The organism is Streptomyces alanosinicus (assembly GCF_014650595.1).
In the GTDB taxonomy this organism is placed as follows: Bacteria; Actinomycetota; Actinomycetes; order Streptomycetales; family Streptomycetaceae; genus Streptomyces; species Streptomyces alanosinicus.
In genome coordinates, this window is sequence record NZ_BMVG01000014.1 from 134,645 (window position 1) to 155,575 (window position 20,931).

Genomic DNA, 20,931 nt, shown 5'->3' on the forward strand with positions numbered 1-20,931 from the left:
CTGCATCTTGGGGACGGGCACTTCTTCACTCACGGCGACCACCTAGGAACGTTCCTGGGTGGTGGGGTGACTAGTCACCGATCAGGGCATCCACGAACGCCTCCGGCTCGAACGGCGCGAGATCGTCCGCGCCCTCGCCGAGGCCGACCAGCTTGACCGGCACGCCCAGCTCGCGCTGGACCGCGACGACGATGCCGCCCTTGGCCGTGCCGTCCAGCTTGGTCAGCACGATGCCGGTGATGTCCACGACCTCGGCGAAGACCCGGGCCTGCACCAGGCCGTTCTGCCCGGTGGTGGCGTCCAGGACGAGCAGCACCTCGTCCAGCGGCGCGTGCTTCTCCACGACCCGCTTGACCTTGCCCAGCTCGTCCATGAGACCGGTCTTGGTGTGGAGCCGGCCGGCCGTGTCGATGAGGACGACGTCGACCCCCATCTCCTTGCCTTCCTTGACCGCGTCGAAGGCGACGGAGGCGGGGTCGCCGGCCTCGGGGCCGCGCACGGTGTAGGCGCCGACCCGCTCGCCCCAGGTCTGCAGCTGGTCCGCGGCGGCGGCACGGAAGGTGTCGGCGGCGCCGAGCACCACGGTCCGGCCGTCGGCGACGAGGACGCGCGCGAGCTTGCCGGTGGTGGTGGTCTTGCCGGTGCCGTTGACGCCGACGACCATCACGATGCCCGGCTTGCGGTCCTCGGGCTCGGTCTTCACCGAGCGGTCGACGTCGGTGCCGACCAGCTTGAGCAGCTCCTCGCGCAGCAGGTCGCGCAGCTGTTCGGGGGTGCGGGTGCCGAGCACCTTGACGCGCTCGCGCAGGCCCTCGACCAACTCCTGGGTGGGCTGCACGCCGACGTCGGCGGTGAGCAGCGTGTCCTCGATCTCCTCCCAGGTCTCGTCGTCCAGGTGCTCGCGCGAGAGCAGCGTGAGCAGGCCCTTGCCCAGGGCGTTCTGGGAGCGGGAAAGGCGGGCGCGCAGCCGGACCAGACGGCCCTCGGTGGGCTCCGGGATCTCGATCTCCGGAGCCTCGACAGGCGCGGGAGGCTCCTCTACGGCGACCGGTGCCTGGCCGCCCGGGAGATCCACCTCCTCGATCGTCCGGCGCGGTTCGTCGCGCGGCGTCTCGGCCTCGTCGCCGACGTGCGGCTCGGCCGGGGGCGCGGTGATGTCGGGCGTCTTCGGCGGCGGCGGAGGCAGCGGCTTGCGGCGCCGGCTGCCCACGATCAGCCCGCCGAGCGCGCCGATCACGAGCACGGCGATGACTACAGCAAGGATGATGGTTTCCATAACCCGTCCAGTATCAGCCATGGGTGACAACGGAAGGCCATTTGTGGCTTCCTCTGAGAGACAAACGCCACGTATAGCAAGGAGTCGGAGCAAAGTACGATGGTGACGGCTCTGTTGACGCGCGTAGAGTCCCACCGTCCGCTGTCCCCCCACGTCTGGCCCATTTTTGATGAGCAAAACCGTCGAGACCGAAGGCGCTCTCGAGACCCGAGGCATCGAGCAGGTCCCGGACCGCGAGCGCACCGCGAAGACCCGTGAGCTGTTCCCGACCTGGGTCGGTGCCAACATCAGCGTGCTGCTGCTGACGATGGGCGCGAGCCTCGTCGTGGCCTACCACCTGAACATCTGGCAGGCGCTCGTCGTCGCGGCGGCCGCGCCGATCGTGTCGTACGGCCTGGTCGGGCTGATCGGCATCGCCGGCAAGCGGGGCGGCGCGCCCGGCATGGCCCTCTCGCGCGCGGTCTTCGGCCAGCGCGGCAATCTGCTGCCCGGCTCGCTGATCTGGGTCGCGCGCTGGGGCTGGGAGACGATCAACGCGGTCACCGGTGCCTACGCGATGCTCGTCATCCTGGACATCCTGTTCGGCCTCAAGGCGAACAGCGTGCTGGACATGGTGGCACTGCTGGTGTTCGTCGTCGCGACCTTCGCGATCTCCGGGCTCGGCATCAACGCCGTCCAGAAGTGCAACAAGTACGCGACCTATTTCTTCGGTCTGTTCTCGGTGCTGGTGCTCGTGTACCTGGCCGTGAACACGAACTGGTCGAAGGTGACGCACCACGGCGGCGGTTCGACGGCCGCGGTGATCACCGGTGTCGGCATGATCGCGGCCGGCGGTGTCAGCTGGATCCCGTCCGCGCCGGACTTCACCCGCTATCTGCCGCGCACCGCGTCCTCGAAGGCGATCGTGGGCACGGCGGTCGGCGGCGCCGGCGTGGTCGTCCTCCCCATGGTCCTGATGGGTGCGGTGATGGCGGTGTCCACGCCGGACCTGGCCTCGGCCACCGACCCGGTGTCCTTCCTCGGCGAGATCCTGCCGACGTGGATCGCGGTGCCGTACCTGTTCATCGCCCTGGTCGGCATGCTGCTGATCAACTCGATGTCGATGTACTCGGCCGGCTTCACCGCGCAGACCCTCGGTTTCAAGGTGCCGCGTCACTGGGCCGTCTCGGTGAACGCCGTGATCTCGCTGATCTTCGGCGGGGTGCTGATGCTGGTGGCGACGAGCTTCATGAGCTCGTTCATCGCGTTCCTGTCGCTGCTGGCGGTCGCCTTCTCCGCATGGGTCGGCGTGTTCGGCGCGGACATGTTCCGGCGCACCGAGTACGACGGCGAGGCCATGGCGGACACCACCCGCACCAGCGCCTACTGGTACAAGGGCGGCTTCTCCCCCGCGGCCGTGGCCGCCTGGGCGATCGGCCTGGTGTCGGGCCTGATGTTCACGACCTCGGACTGGTTCACCGGCCCGCTCGCGCAGAACAACGTCATCGGCGAGTACGGCCTCGGCTGGGTCGCCACGATCGTGATCTCGGGCCTGCTGTACCTGGTCCTGCCGAAGCCGGCGGTGGTCCGCCAGGCCGGGGCCGGCGAGCTTGCCGCGGAGCGCGCCACCGTCGACGCGTGAGGCTGCCCGGCGGGCGAGGCGCTCTCGCCGACCGGTCCGTTCGCGCCGGCTCCCGCCCCTCCATGGCCATCTGACGCCACGTCAGCTAGCGTCCCCCTCCACCGCATCGCACCGGAGGGGGACTTTCCCATGCCCGTCACGGTCGTCCGTTTCAACCTCGTCGCTCCCGGCGCCTCCCCCGCCGCCCTCTCCGCCCGCTACCGGGCCGCCCTGGAGATGGCCGCCTACGCGGACGAGCACGGGATCAGCACCGTACAGACCGAGGAACACCACGGCGCCGAGAACAACTGGCTGCCGTCGCCGTTCGCCTTCGCCGGCGCGGTGTTCGGGGCGACCCGGAACATCGCCGTGACGGTGACGGCGGTGATCGGCCCATTGCACGACCCGCTGCGGCTGGCCGAGGAGATCGCCGTACTGGACCTGCTCAGCGGCGGGCGGCTGGTGACGGTGGCCGGGATCGGCTACCGGCCCGAGGAGTACGCCCTGTTCGACGTGGACTGGAAGCGCCGGGGCCGGCTCCAGGACGAGTTGCTGGCGACCCTGTTGAAGGCGTGGTCCGGCGACGAGTTCAGCTACCGGGGCCGTACGGTACGGCTCACCCCGCGCCCGTACACCGCCCCGCACCCGCTCCTTCTGGTCGGCGGTTCCTCCCGGGCCGCCGCCCGCCGGGCCGCCCGGTTCGGCCTGCCGTTCTTCCCGAGCGCGCATCTGCCGGAACTGGAGGCCTACTACAAGGAGAAACTCACCGAGTACGGCACCGAGGGCTGGACGATGATGCCCGCCGCCGAGACCCCGCTGCTCCATCTCGCCGAGGACCCGGACCGGGCCTGGGACACATACGGCGAGCACTTTCTGCACGAGGCGCGGACGTACGCCTCCTGGCAGTCGGGGCAGATCCGCTCGGCCGTGAAGTCCGCGGCGACGACGGTGGGGGAACTGCGCGCCGAGGGCGTGTACCGGATCCTCACCCCGGAGCAGTGCGCGGCGCAGGGCCTGGACAGCCTCGTCCTGCACCCCCTGGCGGGCGGGATGCCGCTGGAGGAGGGCTGGCGCAGCCTCAGGCTGTTCGCGGAGCGGGTGGTTCCGGCGCTGGCGGGCTGACCGTACACGACACCGCCGCCCCCGCGCCGGGCAGTGGCCGGTGCGGGGGCGGCGGACGGTGCGGGGAGAGGGCAGCGGGGACTTGGCCCTTCTCCCCGGGTCACGGGGCCTGAGTCACGGGGCTCAGCCCATCTCCTCCAGCGTCTTGCCCTTCGTCTCCTTGACGAACTTCAGGACGAACGGGATGGAGAGCGCCGCGAAGACGGTGTAGATGACATACGTGCCGGACAGGTTCCAGTCGGCCAGCGACGGGAAGCTCGCGGTGATGGCCCAGTTGGCGATCCACTGCGCGGAGGCGGCCACACCGAGGGCGGCGGCGCGGATCTTGTTCGGGAACATCTCGCCGAGGAAGACCCAGACCACCACGCCCCACGACAGGGCGAAGAAGAGGACGAAGATGTGCGCGGCGATCAGGGCGGTCCAGCCCTGCGTGGTCGGGAGCTTGCCGTCGACCAGGTGGTAGCTGAACGCCCAGGCCTCCAGCGCGAGACCGACGACCATGCCGACCGAGCCGATGAGGGCGAGCGGCTTGCGGCCGACGCGGTCCACGAAGATCATCGCGATCACGGTGCCGACGATGTTGATGATCGACGTCGTGAAGGAGTAGAAGAACGAGTCCGTCGGGTCGACACCGACCGACTGCCACAGCGTCGAGGAGTAGTAGAACGCGACGTTGATGCCGACGAACTGCTGGAAGACCGACAGGCCGATACCGACCCAGACGATCGGCTTGAAGAAGAAGGAGCCACCGAGCAGGTCCTTGAAGGTGGACTTGTGCTCGCTCTTCATCGCGTGCTCGATCTCGGCGACGCGGGAGTCCAGGTCGGTGCCCCTGCCCTCGACCTCGGCGAGGATCTCCTTGGCGCGCTCGCGCTTGCCGACGGAGAGCAGGAAGCGGGGGGACTCGGGGATGGCGAAGGAGAGCAGGCCGTAGAGGACGGCCGGGACGACCATCACGCCGAGCATGACCTGCCAGGCCTCCAGGCCCATCAGGTGGCCGCGCTGGTTGCCGCCGGCGGCGTTCAGCAGGCCCCAGTTGACCAGCTGGGAGATGGCGATACCGACGACGATCGCGGCCTGCTGGAAGGAGCCGAGCCGGCCGCGGTAGGCGGGCGGGGCGACCTCGGCGATGTAGGCGGGGCCGATGACGGAGGCCATGCCGATGGCGAAGCCGCCGACGATGCGCCAGAAGGCGAGGTCCCACAGCGCGAAGGGCAGCGCGGAGCCGACGGCGCTGATGGTGAAGAGGACCGCGGCGATCTGCATACAGCGGATGCGGCCGATCCGGTCGGCTATGCGGCCGGCCGTCGCGGCGCCGATGGCACAGCCGATCAGGGCGACCGCGATGACCTGGGCGAGGGCGGCGGACCCGATGTCGTAGCGGCCCCGGATGGCCTCGACGGCGCCGTTGATGACGGAGCTGTCGTAACCGAAGAGGAAACCACCCATGGCGGCGGCCGCCGCGATGAAGATGACGTGCCCGAGATGTTCGGGATGAGCCGTCCTGGCTCCTGACTGAGGTGCCTGCGCTGTGCTGGTCACGTGTATCTCCTCGGGCCGCGGCAACGCTGCCGGGTGGGGGGCGAGCCCTGTCAGGTCAAGTGGCGCATACGGGGGTTGCGCTCACACCTGAAGGTAAAAGCAACGTTGCAGAGACTATGCCTTCAAGTTTCGAAGTCAATAGTTCAGCCATTGTGAGCTTTTAGATATTCCAAGACACGCTGCGTTCACTTCTTGAACGCAGCGTCAGTTGATCTTGAATCGGCTAGCGAAGCCGCTGAGAAATGACCTTCGACACGCCGTCGCCCTGCATGGACACTCCGTAGAGCGCGTCGGCGACCTCCATCGTGCGCTTCTGGTGCGTGATCACGATCAGCTGCGAGGCCTCCTGCAGCTCCTGCATGATCCGGATCAGCCGCTGGAGGTTGGTGTCGTCCAGGGCCGCCTCGACCTCGTCCATGACATAGAAGGGACTGGGCCGGGCCTTGAAGATCGACACCAGCAGCGCGACGGCCGTCAGCGAGCGCTCACCGCCGGAGAGCAGGGAGAGCCGCTTGACCTTCTTGCCCGGCGGGCGCGCCTCGACATCCACGCCCGTGGTGAGCATGTTGTCGGGATCGGTCAGGATCAGCCGGCCCTCACCGCCCGGGAAGAGCCGGCTGAAGACGCCCTCGAACTCGCGGGCGGTGTCCCGGTAGGCCTCGGTGAAGACCTGCTCGACCCGCTCGTCGACCTCCTTCACCACCTGAAGCAGGTCCGCCCGGGTCTTCTTCAGGTCTTCCAGTTGCTCGCTGAGGAACTTGTGCCGCTCCTCCAGCGCCGCGAACTCCTCCAGCGCCAGCGGATTGACCTTGCCCAGCTGCTGGTACGCGCGCTCGGCGGCCTTGAGCCGGCGCTCCTGCTCGGCCCGGTGGAAGGTCCTGGGCTGGTTGCGCGGGTGCTCGGGGTCCTCGGGCAGCACCTCGCCCTCGGCCGGCGGCGAGGGCGGCACCGGCTGATGCGGGCCGTACTCCTCGACGAGCCCGGCCGGCTCGACACCCAGCTCCTCCAGCGCCCTGGTCTCCAGCTGCTCGATCCGCAGCCGCTTCTCGGCGCCGAGCACCTCGCCGCGGTGCACGGAGTCGGTGAGCTTGTCCAACTCGGCCTTGAGGTCGCGGCCCCGGGTGCGCGCGGCGGTCAGCTCCTGTTCCCGGCGCGCCTTCGCGGCCTCGGCGGCGGAGCGTTCCTGCTCGGCCCGGGCGAGCGACACCTCGATGTGTGCGAGCAGCTGGCGGGCGCCGGAGGCGACGGCCTCGGCGACAGCCGCCTCGTGCCGCAGCCGGGCGCGGCGCTGCTCGGCACGCACGCGTGCCTCGCGTTCCGTACGCGCGGCCCGGTCCAGCGAATCGGCCCGCCCGGCGAGCCCCTTGACCCGCTCCTCATGGGTGCGGACCTGGAGCCGGGCCTCCATCTCGGTCTGCCGGGCGTTGGCGCCGTCGGCGGCGAGCCGGTCGCGCACGGAGGTGTCCGGCTCCTCCTCGACCGGCATCTCCTCGGCCACCGCCAGCCGCTCGGCCAGCTCCTCGGCCTCCTGTACGGCCTTCTCCAGCGCCTCCTGTGCCCGTGCGGCAGCGGCGGCGGACCGCTCGGCCTCACCGGCGGCCCCACGGGCCTGCCCGGCGAGCCGCCCGAGCTGCTGGGCCACGGCCGACTTCTCCCGGTCGGCGGCCCGGCGGCGCTCTCCGAGTTCTTCCACGAGGGTGGCGGCCTCGGTACGCCGTTCGGCCGCCGCCCGCTGCGCCTCGGTGAGTGCCGCGCACCGCAGGTTCAGCTCTTCCAGCTCGGCCGCGGCCTCGTCCACGGAGGCCTGCACCTCCAGCAGGCTGGGGGCGCCGGCCGAACCGCCGTGCGCGAAGTGGGCGCCGAGGAGGTCGCCTTCGGCGGTGACGGCGGTGAGGTCCGGGTGGGCGTGGACGAGGTCTTCGGCGTCCTCCAGCGTGCCCACGACGACGATGCCGTGCAGGAGCCGGCGGACGGCGGGCATGAGATCGGCGGGGCCGCGGACCAGGTCGGCGGCGAGACGCCCACCGGGGGGTGCCGTGCGCTCCGCGGAAAAGGGGGCAGCGGGCGGTTCAGCGGCCGCAGGTTCGTCGTGGCTGGTCGCGCCCCGCGGCGGAGCCGCATGGTGTTGCTGCCCCGCGCCCCGTTCGAACGCGTCCCCCGCCAGCAGCAGTGCCGCCCGTCCTCCGTCCTGCTTGCGCAGGAGACGAATCGCCTCGGCCGCAGCCGCAGGGGTCGACACGGCGATGGCGTCCGCCGCCGCGCCGAAAGCCGCGGCCAGTGGGGCCTCGTAGCCGGGCGTGACCGTCAGCAGTTCTGCCGCCGGGCCGAGGATGCCCGTGAGCCGGTCCCTCGCCCCCAGCAGTATCCCGGTGCCGTCCTTCCGTCGGAGCCCGAGGGCCAGGGCCTCGCGGCGGGCCTGGGTCGCGGCGCGGCCGCGCTCGGCCGCGGTGAGCGCCTCGCGGGCCGCGCCCAGGGCGGCCTCGGCCTCGGCGAGGCGGCGCCTGGCCGCCTGGTGCTGCTCGGCCAGGTCCGCGTCGTCCGCGTCGAGGCCGTCGACCTCGGCCTTGAGCGTCTCGTACTCCTCCTGGGCGTGGCCGGCCCGCTCCTGGGCCTCGTCGCGGGCCGTCGCCAGGCGGTCGATCTCGGCCTGGGCAGAGGCCGCGCGCGAGCGAGCCGCGTTGACCTGCCCGTTAAGCCGGGCCAGCCCTTCGCGGCGGTCGGCGATGGCACGGGCCGCGTCCTTCAGCCGGCGCTCCTCGGCGGCCAGCTCCCGCTCCAGTTCGGCGCGGTGGGCGACGGTGTCGTCCAGGGCGTGCTGGGCCGCCTCCAGGGCGGCCTCCAACTCGGCCTCCTGCTCGCGGACACGGGCGGCCTCGCGCTCCAGATCCTCCGGTTCGCGGCCCCGGCGTTCCTCGGGGGGCGCGGACCTGGCGCTCTTCACGCGCGCGTCGGCCAGCGAGATCGTGCCCCGGACGCGTTCGGCCAGCTGGGACAGCTCGTACCAGGTCTGCTGGGCGCGCTGCAGGCGCGGTGCGAGCTGCCGTACCTCGTCCTCCAGCTGGGCTTCGCGCTGGAGCGCCTTCTTCAGCTCCTGTTCGGCGGTCTCCTTGCGCTCCTTCAGGGCGGCCTCGTCCGCGATCTCGGCCTTGAGCCCCTCCCGCAGCCGTACGAGGTCGTCGGCGAGCAGCCGCAGTCGGGCGTCGCGGAGGTCCGCCTGGATGACGGCGGCCCGGCGGGCCACCGCGGCCTGCCGGCCGAGCGGTTTGAGCTGACGCCGGAGTTCGTCGGTGAGGTCCTGCACGCGCGCGAGGTTGGCCTGCATCGCGTCCAGCTTGCGCAGGGCCTTCTCCTTGCGCTTGCGGTGCTTCAGCACGCCCGCGGCCTCTTCGATGAAGGCGCGGCGCCCCATCGGGTCGGCGTGCAGGACGGAGTCGAGCTGGCCCTGGCCGACGATGACATGCATCTCGCGGCCGATACCGGAGTCGGAGAGGAGGTCCTGGATGTCGAGGAGGCGGCAGGTGTCGCCGTTGATCTGGTACTCGCTGCCGCCGTTGCGGAACATGATCCGCGTGATGGTGACCTCGGCGTACTCGATGGGCAGCGCGCCGTCGGAGTTGTCGATGGTCAGGGACACCTCGGCGCGGCCCAGCGGGGGGCGGCCGGTGGTGCCGGCGAAGATGACGTCCTCCATCTTGCCGCCGCGCAGCGACTTCGCGCCCTGTTCGCCCATGACCCAGCTGAGCGCGTCCACGACATTGGACTTGCCCGAGCCGTTCGGTCCGACGACACACGTGATGCCCGGTTCGAACCGGAGTGTGGTCGCGGAGGCGAACGACTTGAATCCGCGGAGGGTCAGGGCCTTGAGGTGCACGCCGCTGGACTCTACCGGGCGGCGCTATCTCACTCCATGAACCCTCGCAACCGCGCGGTTTCGCCAATGAACATGCAGGGCACACCGTACGTTAAAGACAGTGAAAGGATGCGCGGGACAAAGAAAGAAGGGACGCCGAAGCGTCCCTTGCAGCTCTGACGGCCGGGTTTCGGTCGCCTGGATCAACTGAGCGGTTGATACGGCAGCCCGATCGCTGCGACTGCTGTCGTGGAGCAATGCGGTGATCAGGTGAGCGCAGGCTCCGCCTGGTGTGCGTCGATGCTCTCCATGATCCTGTCCTGAGAGGCGGCAGCCGTCAGCGCTTCGTTCTCCGCCTGGATCCGTACGAGCTCGGACTCCAGGTCCTGGACACGCTGCTGCAACCGTCGCATCTCGGCGAGGAGTCGAGGGTCGGAGCCGCCGACGTAACCGAGAAGCGCCTTTGCCATGATGGATGGTCCTCCACACTGAGTGACCGACCGATGCGGTGTGGGTCGTGAGGGATTCGCACCCGCGGTGCTTGGCACATTCGAGTGTTGCTCCGGTGCTGCTCCATGCCAAACAGCTAGGGTGCGCGGGGCTTTCAGCGTCTCACCAAAAAGTTTGACGGTCAACACGATCACGCCCTGTCTTGGCGGGCGGGCCGGGGCGCGCGGCCTGAGAAGCGGCGGCGCTGCGAGTCATCCGGGGGCCCTCAGGGCGTGTCGACCAGCTGCAACAGCGGAGCCTGCCATGCCGGGCCGTTCTTGGCAACCACCAGGTCGTTTCTGCTTTCCGCACGTGCCCCCGGCAGCTCGCCGCACGCCGGCCTGCGCTCCTTTACAGAATCGGGTCAGCGGATGGCGAAGCCGTCGTAGCCGCCGCGGGGTGTGTCCCAGATCTCGGTGACTCCGTCCACACGTCCGGGCGTGTCGTCGCCCTCCAGCCAGTCCAGGAGCCCCTCGCAGCCCTCGCGCGCCCCCTCCGCGACCACCTGGACACGGCCGTCGGCCAAATTGAGAGCAAAACCACTCAGGCCGCCGATCTCCAGTGCCTTGGCACGCGTGAACCAGCGAAAACCCACACCTTGGACGCTTCCGCGCACCCAGGCGACCAGTCGTACATCCTCGCTCATGGGTGCAACCTAACCGGCCGATGTCGCTCAGGACACGTCGGCCCGCAGCGGCATGGGGTACCGTCCCGACCCAATGAATCTCCTGTGAAACCCACTCGATGGAGTGGATCCGGTTGGCCAGAGAGAGTCTTTTGCCGCCGAAGGCGCCGGTCGACCGTGAGGACGAGGAAGAAGGCAAGGACATGGGACGCCACCGACGCTCCGCCGCCGGCCGCGCCGCCACGGGCCGCGCCGCCGAGGACATACGCACGCAGACCTCCGACACCGGGAGCGGTGACCCGCGGGACACGCACGCGCGCGTGTACGCGGGTGAGATCGTCCGCCGTGACCAGATACCCCGGGGCATCGCGCCGTATCTGAACCCGGAGGCCCACCGCCCGGCGACCGGTCGGCACCCGCTGGACCACCCCGAGACGACCGCCAAGGCCCACGCCTACCTGTTCGCGAATGAGAACGGCGGCGCGGGCGGCTCCGGCTCCGGAGGCGGTGGTTTCACGCCGACCGGCGAGCCCTCCGCCGACCGCCGGCGCCGGAAGAAGGGCCCGAAGCCGGTGCGCGCGAGCCTGCTCGGGGTGTCCGCCGCCTTCGCCCTCGGTGCGGCCGCGGTGGCCTCGGGCGTGGTGCCGGGGCTGCAGAACTACAAGCTCGGCGGCGACACGAGCACCAGCGGCGACGAGCAGGCGCAGGCGGCGCTGTCGCCGAGCAACACCGCCGTCGCGCAGGGCGGCGCCTCGGGCAGCGCGAACAGCGACACCGGCCTGGCCGGCAGCCACGCGGGCGTCGCCGGCACCAGCCGCGGCTCCGCGCGCCCCGGCTCCCCGAGCTCGACGGCCTCCCCGTCGACATCGCAGCCGGCCTCCGCCACGGCCACCCCGTCGAAGACGGCGAAGACGCCGGCCGGGAACTCGGCGTCGCACGCGACGCCGGCCGCCAAGCCGAAGAACACCCCGTCGAAGGCGGCGGGCAAGGCACCCAAGGCGAATGCGGCACCGAAGGCGACGTCGGCGGCGAACGCGGCCGAGGCCGAGGTGCTGAGGCTCGTCAACCAGGAGCGGTCGAAGGTCGGGTGCAGCCCGCTGTCGGCCAACCCCGCGCTGACCAAGCTGGCCGAATCGTTCAGCGACGACATGGCGGCGCGCGGCTTCTTCGACCACACCGACCCGGACGGCAAGACGCCGTGGGACCGGGCGGCGACGGCCGGCATCACCAACCTCGGCGGCGAGAACATCGCCCGGGGCCAGGCCGACCCGGCGGCCGTGATGAAGGCCTGGATGAACAGCCCCGGCCACAAGGCCAACATCCTGAACTGCGACTTCAAGACCCTCGGAGTCGGCGTCCACATCGGTCCGGGCGGGCCTTGGTGGACACAGGACTTCGGATACTGAGACAACGGCAGGTCACAGACCCGCGTTCCGCTCCCCCTTCAAGGGCCCGTGCGGGACGCGGGTCGCTCCCATCCGGTACGCCGTCGACCAGGCGGAGCCGAGCAGATGCGGCCCACGGCGTACGGGATGGGAGCTGGGGAGAGTGGTGGGTTGAGGGATCGTTCGGCCTAGATGCTCGGGTGACTCAGCAGGTTGCCGTTCGAGCAGCTGTTGGAGTGGATGGGGACGTGGTAGGCCAGAATGGGCACCGCCACCTCTGCCCCTTCCAGCCCGCAGACGGATGCCGGCGCGAAGGTCCAGGTGGGGGCCGTCTCGTTGTCCGCGTGGGCAGGAGCTGCCATGGCCATGGCTGCGAAGGCCAGCGTGGCGGTCATGATGATCTTTCGCATGCCCGCTCCAACGACCACGACCAGCACCGGACACGGCTCACCATGGGCATGTCCCCCGTGTGCCCGAACCAACCCGGCCCGGCCCGTCGGCGGAGCCCGCCTCAGGCCGCGGCGCGGCCCTGTGTGAACACCCGCGCGGTCTCGGCGACCCTGCGGCCCAGGTGCTCGGCCGTGGCGATGTCGGCCTTGTGGACGGCCTCGGGGCCCTGGTCGTTGTTGCTCTGGGCGGCGGCGCCGGCGAAGAAGCCGAGGCGGTTGAGGTCGTTCTCGGAGCCGGTGCTGGAGTTCCAGCCGGGCAGCAGGCCGAGGTTGACCCAGTGCATGCCGTGCTGGGCGGCGAGCGTCTGGAAGAACTGCAGCGTGTGCAGCTTGTCGCCGCTCTTGGAGGCCGAGTTGGTGAAACCGGCGGCCAGCTTGTCCTTCCAGTCCTGGCCGAACCAGCGCTTGGAGGTCGCCTCCGCGAAGACATGGAAGGCACCGGAGGCGGTGCCCATGTAGGTGGGCGAGCCGAAGACGATCGCGTCGGAGCGGTCCAGCGTCTGCCACTGCTCGTCGGTGATCTCGTCGACCTTGATCAGGTGCACCTCGGCACCGGCCGCGGCGGCACCGGAGCGGACGGCCTCGGCGATGACGGCGGTGTGGCCGTAGCCGGAGTGGTAGGCGATGGAAACGACAGGGGTGGTCACGGAGACTCCTCGAATGGACAGCTCGAAAGCGGTAACCACAGGAAAGCACTAACCACCAGTTAGTGCAACCTAGTGGTTAGTGCTGCGCGCGCGTACCCTTGTCGCCATGAGTGCCGGTACGAGTGCCACCACCCAGGACCACGACGACCTCGCCTACGACGTGTTCGCCAAGGCCTGCCCGTCCCGCGGCACGCTGGAGCACGTCACGGGCCGCTGGGGCGGACTGACGCTCGGCGCGCTGTACGAGGGCTCGCTGCGCTTCAACGAGCTGCGCCGCCGCGTCGACGGGGTGAGCGAGAAGATGCTGTCCCAGACGCTGCACGCGCTGGAGCGCGACGGCCTGGTGCACCGCGAGGCCCAGCCGACCAACCCGCCGCGCGTGGACTACGAACTGACCCCGCTGGGCCGGCAGGTCGCCGAGCGCCTGCTGGCGCTGATCCACTGCGTGGAGGGCGCCATGGACGACGTCCTCGACGCCCGCGCGCGTTACGACGAGACGCGCGGCGGCCTCTGACACCTCGGGCAGAAGTAGCTGGACCGGTTCATCCAGGGGCGGCGGCGGATCGGCGTACCGCACCGCGCGCAGGGCTCGCCCTCGCGGCCGTACGCGTCCAAAGACCGGTCGAAGTAGCCCGACTCGCCGTTGACGTTGACATACAGGCTGTCGAAGCTGGTGCCGCCGACCGCGAGGGCCGCGTTCATCACGTCCCGGATGTGACCGAGGAGTTCCGTCGTGACCGGGCGGGTGAAGTTCGCCGTCGGGCGTTCGTAGTGGACGCGGGCGCGCCACAGCGCCTCGTCCGCGTAGATGTTGCCGACACCGCTGATCAGCGACTGGTCGAGCAGGGCCCGCTTGATGGTGGTGCGCTTGCGGCGCAGCGCCTGGTGGAAGGCCTCGTCGTCGAACAGCTCATCGAGCGGGTCGCGGGCGATGTGCGCGATGACGTCGGGCAGGCCGTCGGGGGTGTTGTCGTGCAACGACAGGCCGCCGAAGGTGCGCTGGTCGACGAAGCGGAGTTCGGTGCCGAGGGAGTCGGCGAACCGCACCCGGATGCGCAGGTGCTTCTCGTCCGGCGTCTCATGGGGCTGCATCAGCAGCTGGCCGCTCATGCCGAGGTGGGCGAGGACGGACTGGTTCGTCTCCTCCAGCGGCAGCCACAGATACTTGCCGCGACGGCTGGGGGTGCCGATGTGATGCCCCTTGAGCCGGTGCGCGAAGTCGTCGGCGCCCGCGATGTGCCGGCGCACGGCACGCGGGTGCAGCACCTCGACCTCTGCGACGGTGCGGTGCGCGACCCAGCGCGCGAGACCGCGCCGGACGACCTCGACCTCGGGCAACTCGGGCATCGGTACCCCCGTACGAAGCGGTGGATGAGCCGAGCGCCCGCCCCGCTGTGACGGCGGGGCGGGCGCTCGGTACTGCTGTGGGTCAGGCGGGGGCGGACGACTGGCTGCCGTCCTGGGCGGCGGGCGCGTCGGCCGGGGCAGCCTCGTCGGCTTCCTTGGCCTTCTTCGCCGCCTTGGCCCGCTCGTCCGCCGCGGCCTTGATGGACCGCCAGGCGGACTCGGCGGCCTGCTGCTCCGCCTCCTTCTTGCTGCGGCCGGTGCCGGTGCCGTACGAGACGCCTCCGACGCGGGCAGCAGCAGTGAAGGTCTTCTCGTGGTCGGGGCCGGTCTCCGTGACGAGGTACTCGGGCACACCGAGTCCCTCGGTCGCGGTCAGCTCCTGGAGGGATGTCTTCCAGTCCAGGCCGGCACCGAGGTTCGAGGACTTCTCGATCAGCGGGTCGAAGAGCCGGTGCACCAGCTCGGACGCCGAATCGAGGCCCTGATCGAGATAGACCGCGCCGATCACCGCTTCCAGGGTGTCGGCGAGAATGGACGCCTTGTCCCGGCCGCCCGTGCCCTCTTCACCACGGCCGAGCCGGATGAAGGAGCCCAGGTCGAGGCCACGGCCGACCTCCGCCAGCGCACGCGAGTTGACCACCGCGGCCCGCAACTTGGCCAGCTGGCCTTCGGGCAGGTCGGGGTGGGTGCGGTACAGCGTGTCCGTGACGACGAGACCGAGCACGGAGTCCCCGAGGAACTCCAGCCGCTCGTTCGTCGGCAGACCGCCGTTCTCGTACGCGTAGGAACGGTGGGTCAGCGCGCGCACCAGAAGGGCGGACTCGACCTGATAGCCGAGCCGCCCTTCCAGAAGCGTGTGGGACGAGGCCTGGTTGTCCGCCTTCTTCTTGGCGGGTGCGTCCGCGTGGGCGTCTTCCGCCTTCTTGGGACTGGACACAGTGCCTCTCACCAGCCCGCTCAGACTTCGAGGACCTGGCGCTTGTTGTAGGTGCCGCAAGACGGGCACGCGATGTGCTGCTGCTTGGGCTCGTGGCAGCGCTCGCACGCAACCAGGGTGGGGACCGCAGCCTTCCACTGCGACCGGCGGTGGCGCGTGTTGCTGCGCGACATCTTCCGCTTCGGAACAGCCACGGCTACTTCTCCTGCTTCTCGTCGACGCCCGCTTCCGCGTCAGCGCCGCTCATCTCGTCCTTCTCGCCGTCCTTCGTGGAACCGGCGAGTCCCTGCAATGCCGCCCAACGGATGTCGACGGCGTCATGGTGGTGGTCCGGGTCGTCCACGAGTCGCACCCCGCACTCGGAGCACAGACCCGGGCAGTCTTCCTGGCACACCGGCTGCATCGGCAGTGCGAGCACCACCGCATCGCGCAGCAGAGGTTCGAGGTCGAACAATCCGTCCTCGAGGAAGTACCTGTCCTCGTCATCCTCGGCGTCGTCGCCCGGTTCCGCGATCACACGGCCCCGGTCGTCGGCGTCAGGGTACGAGAACAGTTCCTGGAAGTCCGCTTCGAGCTCCAGCCCCAGCGGCTCCAGACACCTTACGCACTCCCCCTCGGCCTGTGCACGGGCGGTGCCTGTGACGAGCACCCCTTCCATGACCGACTCGAGTCGGAGTTCGAGCTCCAGCGGGGCGCCTTGCGGCACTCCGATGACTCCCTGGATGCCGAGATCGGCGGGAGCGTCGATCGTGCGGGTCAGGCGCTGCAGCGCGCCAGGACGCCGCCCCAGCTCGTGTGTGTCGAACACGAGAGGGTTGCGGTGGTCGAGGCGGGCGTTGGCAGCCATTCCTGCTTTCGATCTTCAAGCTCGAAGGGACGCCGCCCGTCGGTGTTCCGGGCAGCGCAGATCGCGGACATACGCGCGACCGAAGGGCCAGGATACTGGACCATTCGCTCTCGGCCCAATCCGGTGGTCGGCCCGCGATCCCCCGGGTCCCTACAGTCCCCGGCCCTGCTCGTACGCCCGCAGCTGCTCCGCGCTGATCATGCCGGTGTCGAACAGGCTGGTCTCGTCGAGAGCGTAGCCCTGCTGCGCCTGGTGCTGGTGGGACTGCTGCGGTACCTGCTGCGGGTCGTACGCGGCCTGCTGGGGGTCGTAGGCGCCCTGGTAGGCGGCGTAGGGGTCGGCCTGCTGGTAGCCGTACGGGTCCTGCTGGGCGTAGGCGGCGGGCTGCTGCGGGAATCCGCCGTAGGGGTCCGGCTGCTGCTGGTCCATGGGGGCGCCTTGCGCCGGGGCGTAGCCGGAGGTGGGGGAATAGGCCGGCTGCGGCTCGTACGAGGGCTGCTGCGGCTGCTGTGCCGGCTGGGACGGGCGCTCGGCGGGGGTGTCCTGCTCCGCGAGGGCGGCGAGGTCGGCGAGGTAGTCGGCGTCGCTGGAGTGCTGGAAGGTCGTGGTGTCGTCGGCGAGGGCCCCGAGGTCGTCGGTGGCGATCCGGCCGTGCAGCTTCTGCCGGCCGCGGCCGACGGCCTCCAGGGTCTTGGCGAGGACCGCCTCGAAGGCGCCCAGCTTGACGTCGACGTACTGGTCGGCGTTGTGACGCAGGGTCTCCGGGTCGTGGCTGCGCTCGGGGGCGTCGTCGTCCTCGTAGCCGTTCTCGTCCAGGCCAGGACCGGTGCCGAGCAGCTTCTCGCGGCCGCGGCCGACCGAGCCGAGGGTCTTGGTGAGGACGACCTCGAAGTTGGCGAGCTTGGAGTCGACGTAGTCGTCGGCCTCGGCGCGGACCTCCTCGGACTCCTTGCGGGCCTCGGCGAGGATCCGGTCGGCCTCGGCCTGGGAGCGGCGGGCGATCTCCGTGTCGGAGATCAGCGAGCCGCGCTCGGCGTGGGCGTTGCCGATGATCCGCTCGGCCTCCTGCCGGGCCTGCTCGACCATCTGCTCACGGCCGCCGATCAGCTCCTGCGCCTGGGCGAGGGAGCCGGGCAGGGCCTGGCGCACCTCTTCCAGCATCGCGAGCAGCTCGGCGCGGTTGACCACGCAGGACGCCGACATGGGCATGGATCGGGCGCCTGAGACCGCGGAGACGATCTCGTCGAGCTTCTTCTGCACGTCCACCTGTGCTCGCCACTCTCTACAGCCGGGTTGGAGACGGACGGGACGACTGTAGCCCCATCAGTCCTTGCGCAGGCGCTTGTTCAGGGCCTGCAGCACCTGCGCGGGCACCAGGTGCGCGACGTCGCCGCCCCAGGCCGCGACCTCCTTGACCAGAGAGGAGGAGAGGAAGCTGTAGGTGGGGTTGGTGGGCACGAAGAGCGTTTCGACGCCGGTGAGGCCCATGTTCATCTGGGCCATCTGCAGTTCGTAGTCGAAGTCGCTGACGGCCCGCAGGCCCTTGACGATGGCGGGGATGTCGCGCTGCTTGCAGAAGTCGACGAGGAGGCCGTGGAAGGCCTCGACCCGGACGTTGGCGTAGTCGGCGGTGACCTCGCGGATCAGCTCGATCCGCTCCTCGATCTCGAACAGGCCCTTCTTGGACTTGTTGATCATCACCGCGACATAGACCTCGTCGTACAGACGGGAGGCGCGGGCAATGATGTCGAGATGTCCGTTGGTGATCGGGTCGAACGACCCGGGACAGACGGCGCGGCGCACTTGTGATCCCTCGCTCTCCGGTCCGGTCATCGTGCGTCTTCGCACGTAGAGGCGGCGCGACCGTACCAAAACGTTCCCTCGCCGTAGCGACGGGACCGTAGGGCCTCGAAACCGTCCGGCCAGTGGAATTCGCCGCCTCTGGTGCTGCGCTCCACGGTGACGAGGGCTTCCTCCGCGAGCCAGCCCAACGAGCGGAGTGTGAGCAGAATCTCGCGAAGATCGTCGTCCGTGACGGCGTACGGAGGGTCGAGGAAGACGACGTCGTACGGCTCCTGCGGGGCCGGCGTCCGGATGATCTGTTCCGCTTTGCCGGTTCTCACCTCGGCACCGGGCAGGCCCAGGTTCTTCACGTTCTCGCGGACGGTCCTCGCCGCGCGGGCGTCGGCCTCGACCAGGAGGGTGTGGCTCGCGCCCCGGGACAGGGCCTCCAGGCCCACGGCGCCCGAGCCGGCGTAGAGATCGAGGACGCGTTCCCCCTCCAGGGAGCCGCCGAGGAGGGACTGCCAGGTGGCGAAGAGCCCCTCGCGTGCGCGGTCGGAAGTGGGACGGGTGCCGGTGCCTGGCGGCACCGCGAGGCGACGTCCGCCGGCTGTGCCGGCGATCACGCGGGTCATCTTCGGTCCTTGGTCGGGGGTCGTTACGGATTCAGTCTGGCAGGCCGTCCGTCGTGGTCGCTCGCGTCCGTGCCCCGTGCGCAGGTCGCCTCTAGCCCTTCTCCAGATACTGCTCCCGCTCCTCGTCCACAAGGGCGTCCAGGGCCGTCCGCAGACCCGGAAGGCCGGTCAGCTCGGGATCGGCCGTCACGACCGCCGTCGCCTCCTGTCTCGCCTCCGCGATGACCTCCTCGTCCTCGATGACCGCGAGGACGCGCAGGCTGGTGCGGGCGCCGGACTGGGCCTGGCCGAGGACGTCGCCCTCACGGCGCTGTTCGAGGTCGATGCGGGAGAGTTCGAAGCCGTCGAGGGTGGCGGCGACGGCGTTCAGCCGCTGGCGGGCGGCGGAGGCCTCGGGCATCTCGGTGACCAGCAGGCACAGACCGGGGGCCGAGCCCCGGCCGACGCGGCCGCGCAGCTGGTGCAGCTGGGAGACGCCGAAGCGGTCGGCGTCCATGATGACCATGGCCGTGGCGTTGGGGACGTTGACGCCCACCTCGATGACGGTCGTGGCGACCAGGACGTCCGTCTCGCCGGCCGCGAAGCGGCGCATGACGGCGTCCTTGTCGTCGGGGTGCATACGGCCGTGCAGCACCTCGATCGCGAGGCCGTGCAGGGGGCCCTTGTCCAGTTGGCCGGCCACCTCCAGGACGGCCAGCGGCGGGCGCTTCTCCGCCTCGTCCTCGGGGGACTTCTTCTGGCCGGCCTTCTTCGGGTCGTCCTCCTCGTCGCCGATGCGGGGGCAGACGACGTACGCCTGGTGGCCGCCCGCGACCTCCTCGCGGACCCGTTCCCAGGCGCGGGCGAGGAAGTGGGGCTTGTCGGCGGCCGGGACCACATGGCTGGCGATCGGGGAACGGCCGGCCGGGAGCTGGTCGAGGACGGAGGTCTCCAGATCGCCGAAGACCGTCATGGCGACCGTGCGCGGGATCGGGGTGGCCGTCATGACCAGCAGGTGCGGGGGCTGTTTGCCCTTGCTGCGCAGGGCGTCGCGCTGTTCGACGCCGAAGCGGTGCTGCTCGTCGACCACGACCAGGCCGAGGTCGTGGAACTGGACCTTGTCCTCGATCAGGGCGTGGGTGCCGATGACGATGCCGGCCTCGCCGGTGACCAGGTCCAGCATCGCCTGGCGGCGGGCGGCGGCGCCCATGGAGCCGGTCAGCAGCACGACCTTGGTGGCGTGCTCGGCCCCGCCCAGCATGCCGCCCTCGGCCAGCTCGCCCATCATCTCGGTGATCGAGCGGTGATGCTGCTGGGCGAGGACCTCGGTGGGCGCGAGCATGGCGGCCTGGCCGCCCGCGTCGACCACGGCGAGCATGGCGCGCAGGGCCACCAGCGTCTTTCCGCTGCCCACCTCGCCCTGCAGCAGCCGGTGCATCGGGTGGTCGGTGGCGAGGTCGTCGAAGATCTCCTGGGAGACCTTCTGCTGGCCCTCGGTGAGGGTGAAGGGCAGGCGGTCGTCGAAGGCCGTGAGCAGGCCGTCGGGGATCGGGCGGCGGGGGACGGCCGGGAGTTGGGAGTCGGCGTGGCGGCGGCGGGCCAGGGCGACCTGGAGGACGAAGGCCTCGTCCCACTTGAGGCGGGCGCGGGCGTCCGCGATGTCAGCCTTGGTGTGCGGGCGGTGGATCTTGAGGATGGCCTCGGGGAGCGGGAGCAGACCGCGGCCCGCGCGGAGGGAGCCGGGCAGCGGGTCCTGGGCGTCCTGGGCCGTGGGCAGCACCGTCTGGACCGCCTTGCCGAGCTTCCAGGACTCCAGCTTGGCCGTGGCCGGGTAGATCGGGATCAGGGCGCCGGCCCAGCTCTCCACCGCCTCCTCGCTGTCGCTGTGCAGCAACTCATAGGCGGGGTGGGCCAGTTGGAGGCGGCGGTTGAAGACGGAGACCTTGCCGGCGAACATCGCGCGGGTGCCCGGCAGCAGCTCCTTGTGGGGCTTGTGGACGCCGTTGCCGAAGAAGACCAGCTGGAGCCGGCCGCTGCCGTCGGTGATCGTGACCTCCAGGCGCTGGCCCTTGCCGCGGGGGGCCTTGGCGGAGGCGAAGGTGTGCAGCCGGGCGTCGGCGACCTGGGCGACCACCGTGACGTGCTCGTCCATGGGGAGGTCGGCGAGGTGGGTGAGCTGGCCGCGCTCCTCGTATCTGCGCGGGTAGTGGTGGAGGAGGTCGCCGACAGTGTGCAGGCCGAGGTGCTCGGCCATCACCTTCGCGGTGGCGGGGCCGAGCACTGACTTCAGTGGCTGCTTCAGTGGTTCTTCCAGTGCGGGCACGGGATCCATTGCACACCACGGCACTGACATTGCCGTAGACGCCGCCCTGCGGAACACGGCGGGCCGCCCCGGGGAACGCGGTGGGCGCTGCCCTGC

General features: G+C 70.4%; 19 protein-coding genes. 4 read left to right on the top strand and 15 right to left on the bottom strand.

Annotated elements, in window-relative coordinates; all coding sequences use genetic code 11:
* Positions 1 to 70: 70 nt before the first annotated feature.
* A complete protein-coding gene (ftsY, locus tag IE277_RS26350) occupies positions 71 to 1,276 on the bottom strand; it encodes a signal recognition particle-docking protein FtsY (RefSeq protein WP_189956186.1) in 1,206 nt (401 codons plus the stop codon).
* A gap of 169 nt (positions 1,277 to 1,445) precedes the next feature.
* Between ftsY and IE277_RS26355 the strand changes: the two genes are divergently transcribed.
* Both IE277_RS26355 and IE277_RS26360 read left to right on the top strand, forming a co-directional pair.
* Entirely contained in the window at positions 1,446 to 2,897 is a 1,452-nt protein-coding gene (locus IE277_RS26355) for a cytosine permease (RefSeq protein ID WP_189956187.1), read from the top strand.
* Positions 2,898 to 3,026: 129 nt separating this feature from the next.
* Positions 3,027 to 3,998: an LLM class flavin-dependent oxidoreductase gene (locus IE277_RS26360; RefSeq protein WP_189956188.1), complete on the top strand. Its 972-nt coding sequence runs from the start codon at positions 3,027 to 3,029 to the stop codon at positions 3,996 to 3,998.
* Positions 3,999 to 4,121: 123 nt separating this feature from the next.
* Here IE277_RS26360 and IE277_RS26365 read toward each other — a convergent pair whose 3' ends face one another.
* The 4 genes from IE277_RS26365 to IE277_RS26380 all read right to left on the bottom strand — a co-directional run bounded on the left by IE277_RS26365 (position 4,122) and on the right by IE277_RS26380 (position 10,525).
* Positions 4,122 to 5,540: a sugar porter family MFS transporter gene (locus IE277_RS26365; protein ID WP_189956189.1), complete on the bottom strand. Its 1,419-nt coding sequence runs from the start codon at positions 5,538 to 5,540 to the stop codon at positions 4,122 to 4,124.
* A gap of 223 nt (positions 5,541 to 5,763) precedes the next feature.
* Entirely contained in the window at positions 5,764 to 9,411 is a 3,648-nt protein-coding gene (locus tag IE277_RS26370) for an SMC hinge domain-related protein (protein ID WP_189956190.1), read from the bottom strand.
* A gap of 245 nt (positions 9,412 to 9,656) precedes the next feature.
* Complete coding sequence (locus tag IE277_RS26375) at positions 9,657 to 9,860, bottom strand: hypothetical protein (RefSeq protein ID WP_014675251.1); 204 nt, start codon at positions 9,858 to 9,860, stop codon at positions 9,657 to 9,659.
* 383 nt (positions 9,861 to 10,243) lie between these two features.
* The gene (locus IE277_RS26380) at positions 10,244 to 10,525 is read right to left on the bottom strand and encodes an acylphosphatase (RefSeq protein ID WP_189956191.1); all 282 of its coding nucleotides are present in this window, start codon (positions 10,523 to 10,525) and stop codon (positions 10,244 to 10,246) included.
* 182 nt (positions 10,526 to 10,707) lie between these two features.
* On the opposite strand from IE277_RS26380, the gene IE277_RS26385 reads away from it, so the two are divergent.
* Entirely contained in the window at positions 10,708 to 11,910 is a 1,203-nt protein-coding gene (locus IE277_RS26385; protein ID WP_189956192.1) for a CAP domain-containing protein, read from the top strand.
* Positions 11,911 to 12,077: 167 nt separating this feature from the next.
* Here IE277_RS26385 and IE277_RS26390 read toward each other — a convergent pair whose 3' ends face one another.
* Both IE277_RS26390 and IE277_RS26395 read right to left on the bottom strand, forming a co-directional pair.
* Positions 12,078 to 12,299 carry a hypothetical protein gene (locus tag IE277_RS26390; RefSeq protein ID WP_189956193.1) on the bottom strand — a complete coding sequence of 74 codons (222 nt, stop codon included), beginning with the start codon at positions 12,297 to 12,299 and terminating at the stop codon, positions 12,078 to 12,080.
* Positions 12,300 to 12,400: 101 nt separating this feature from the next.
* Positions 12,401 to 12,985 carry a flavodoxin family protein gene (locus IE277_RS26395; protein ID WP_189956194.1) on the bottom strand — a complete coding sequence of 195 codons (585 nt, stop codon included), beginning with the start codon at positions 12,983 to 12,985 and terminating at the stop codon, positions 12,401 to 12,403.
* Positions 12,986 to 13,091: 106 nt separating this feature from the next.
* On the opposite strand from IE277_RS26395, the gene IE277_RS26400 reads away from it, so the two are divergent.
* Positions 13,092 to 13,499, top strand: a complete 408-nt coding sequence (locus tag IE277_RS26400) for a winged helix-turn-helix transcriptional regulator (protein WP_189956195.1) — start codon at positions 13,092 to 13,094, stop codon at positions 13,497 to 13,499.
* On the opposite strand, the gene mutM is transcribed toward IE277_RS26400, so the two are convergent.
* From mutM to recG, 8 genes are all read right to left on the bottom strand, one after another.
* On the bottom strand, positions 13,472 to 14,332 hold the full coding sequence (mutM, locus tag IE277_RS26405; RefSeq protein ID WP_189956196.1) for a bifunctional DNA-formamidopyrimidine glycosylase/DNA-(apurinic or apyrimidinic site) lyase: 861 nt from the start codon (positions 14,330 to 14,332) through the stop codon (positions 13,472 to 13,474). The genes IE277_RS26400 and mutM overlap by 28 nt on opposite strands.
* Positions 14,333 to 14,414: 82 nt before the next feature.
* On the bottom strand, positions 14,415 to 15,281 hold the full coding sequence (gene rnc, locus IE277_RS26410) for a ribonuclease III (RefSeq protein WP_189956197.1): 867 nt from the start codon (positions 15,279 to 15,281) through the stop codon (positions 14,415 to 14,417).
* An 8-nt stretch (positions 15,282 to 15,289) separates the two neighbouring features.
* Positions 15,290 to 15,463, bottom strand: a complete 174-nt coding sequence (rpmF, locus tag IE277_RS26415; protein WP_003951102.1) for a 50S ribosomal protein L32 — start codon at positions 15,461 to 15,463, stop codon at positions 15,290 to 15,292.
* A 2-nt stretch (positions 15,464 to 15,465) separates the two neighbouring features.
* Positions 15,466 to 16,116: a YceD family protein gene (locus tag IE277_RS26420; protein WP_189956198.1), complete on the bottom strand. Its 651-nt coding sequence runs from the start codon at positions 16,114 to 16,116 to the stop codon at positions 15,466 to 15,468.
* A gap of 150 nt (positions 16,117 to 16,266) precedes the next feature.
* Positions 16,267 to 17,382, bottom strand: a complete 1,116-nt coding sequence (locus tag IE277_RS26425) for a F0F1 ATP synthase subunit B (protein ID WP_189956199.1) — start codon at positions 17,380 to 17,382, stop codon at positions 16,267 to 16,269.
* Positions 17,383 to 17,439: 57 nt separating this feature from the next.
* Entirely contained in the window at positions 17,440 to 17,919 is a 480-nt protein-coding gene (gene coaD, locus IE277_RS26430) for a pantetheine-phosphate adenylyltransferase (RefSeq protein WP_189956231.1), read from the bottom strand.
* Between the two features lie 26 nt (positions 17,920 to 17,945).
* The gene (rsmD, locus tag IE277_RS26435) at positions 17,946 to 18,533 is read right to left on the bottom strand and encodes a 16S rRNA (guanine(966)-N(2))-methyltransferase RsmD (RefSeq protein WP_189956200.1); all 588 of its coding nucleotides are present in this window, start codon (positions 18,531 to 18,533) and stop codon (positions 17,946 to 17,948) included.
* A 91-nt stretch (positions 18,534 to 18,624) separates the two neighbouring features.
* On the bottom strand, positions 18,625 to 20,844 hold the full coding sequence (recG, locus tag IE277_RS26440) for an ATP-dependent DNA helicase RecG (protein WP_189956201.1): 2,220 nt from the start codon (positions 20,842 to 20,844) through the stop codon (positions 18,625 to 18,627).
* Positions 20,845 to 20,931 lie beyond the last annotated feature (87 nt).

Bases quoted from the DNA above. Each gene is read 5' to 3' on its own strand.
- IE277_RS26385 (WP_189956192.1), top strand. From the start codon at position 10,708: ATGGGACGCCACCGACGCTCCGCCGCCGGCCGCGCCGCCACGGGCCGC.
- recG (WP_189956201.1), bottom strand. From the start codon at position 20,844: ATGGATCCCGTGCCCGCACTGGAAGAACCACTGAAGCAGCCACTGAAG.
- IE277_RS26390 (WP_189956193.1), bottom strand. From the start codon at position 12,299: ATGCGAAAGATCATCATGACCGCCACGCTGGCCTTCGCAGCCATGGCC.
- IE277_RS26375 (WP_014675251.1), bottom strand. From the start codon at position 9,860: ATGGCAAAGGCGCTTCTCGGTTACGTCGGCGGCTCCGACCCTCGACTC.
- rsmD (WP_189956200.1), bottom strand. From the start codon at position 18,533: ATGACCCGCGTGATCGCCGGCACAGCCGGCGGACGTCGCCTCGCGGTG.
- IE277_RS26360 (WP_189956188.1), top strand. From the start codon at position 3,027: ATGCCCGTCACGGTCGTCCGTTTCAACCTCGTCGCTCCCGGCGCCTCC.
- IE277_RS26400 (WP_189956195.1), top strand. From the start codon at position 13,092: ATGAGTGCCGGTACGAGTGCCACCACCCAGGACCACGACGACCTCGCC.
- IE277_RS26420 (WP_189956198.1), bottom strand. From the start codon at position 16,116: ATGGCTGCCAACGCCCGCCTCGACCACCGCAACCCTCTCGTGTTCGAC.
- IE277_RS26355 (WP_189956187.1), top strand. From the start codon at position 1,446: ATGAGCAAAACCGTCGAGACCGAAGGCGCTCTCGAGACCCGAGGCATC.
- ftsY (WP_189956186.1), bottom strand. From the start codon at position 1,276: ATGGAAACCATCATCCTTGCTGTAGTCATCGCCGTGCTCGTGATCGGC.
- mutM (WP_189956196.1), bottom strand. From the start codon at position 14,332: ATGCCCGAGTTGCCCGAGGTCGAGGTCGTCCGGCGCGGTCTCGCGCGC.
- IE277_RS26380 (WP_189956191.1), bottom strand. From the start codon at position 10,525: ATGAGCGAGGATGTACGACTGGTCGCCTGGGTGCGCGGAAGCGTCCAA.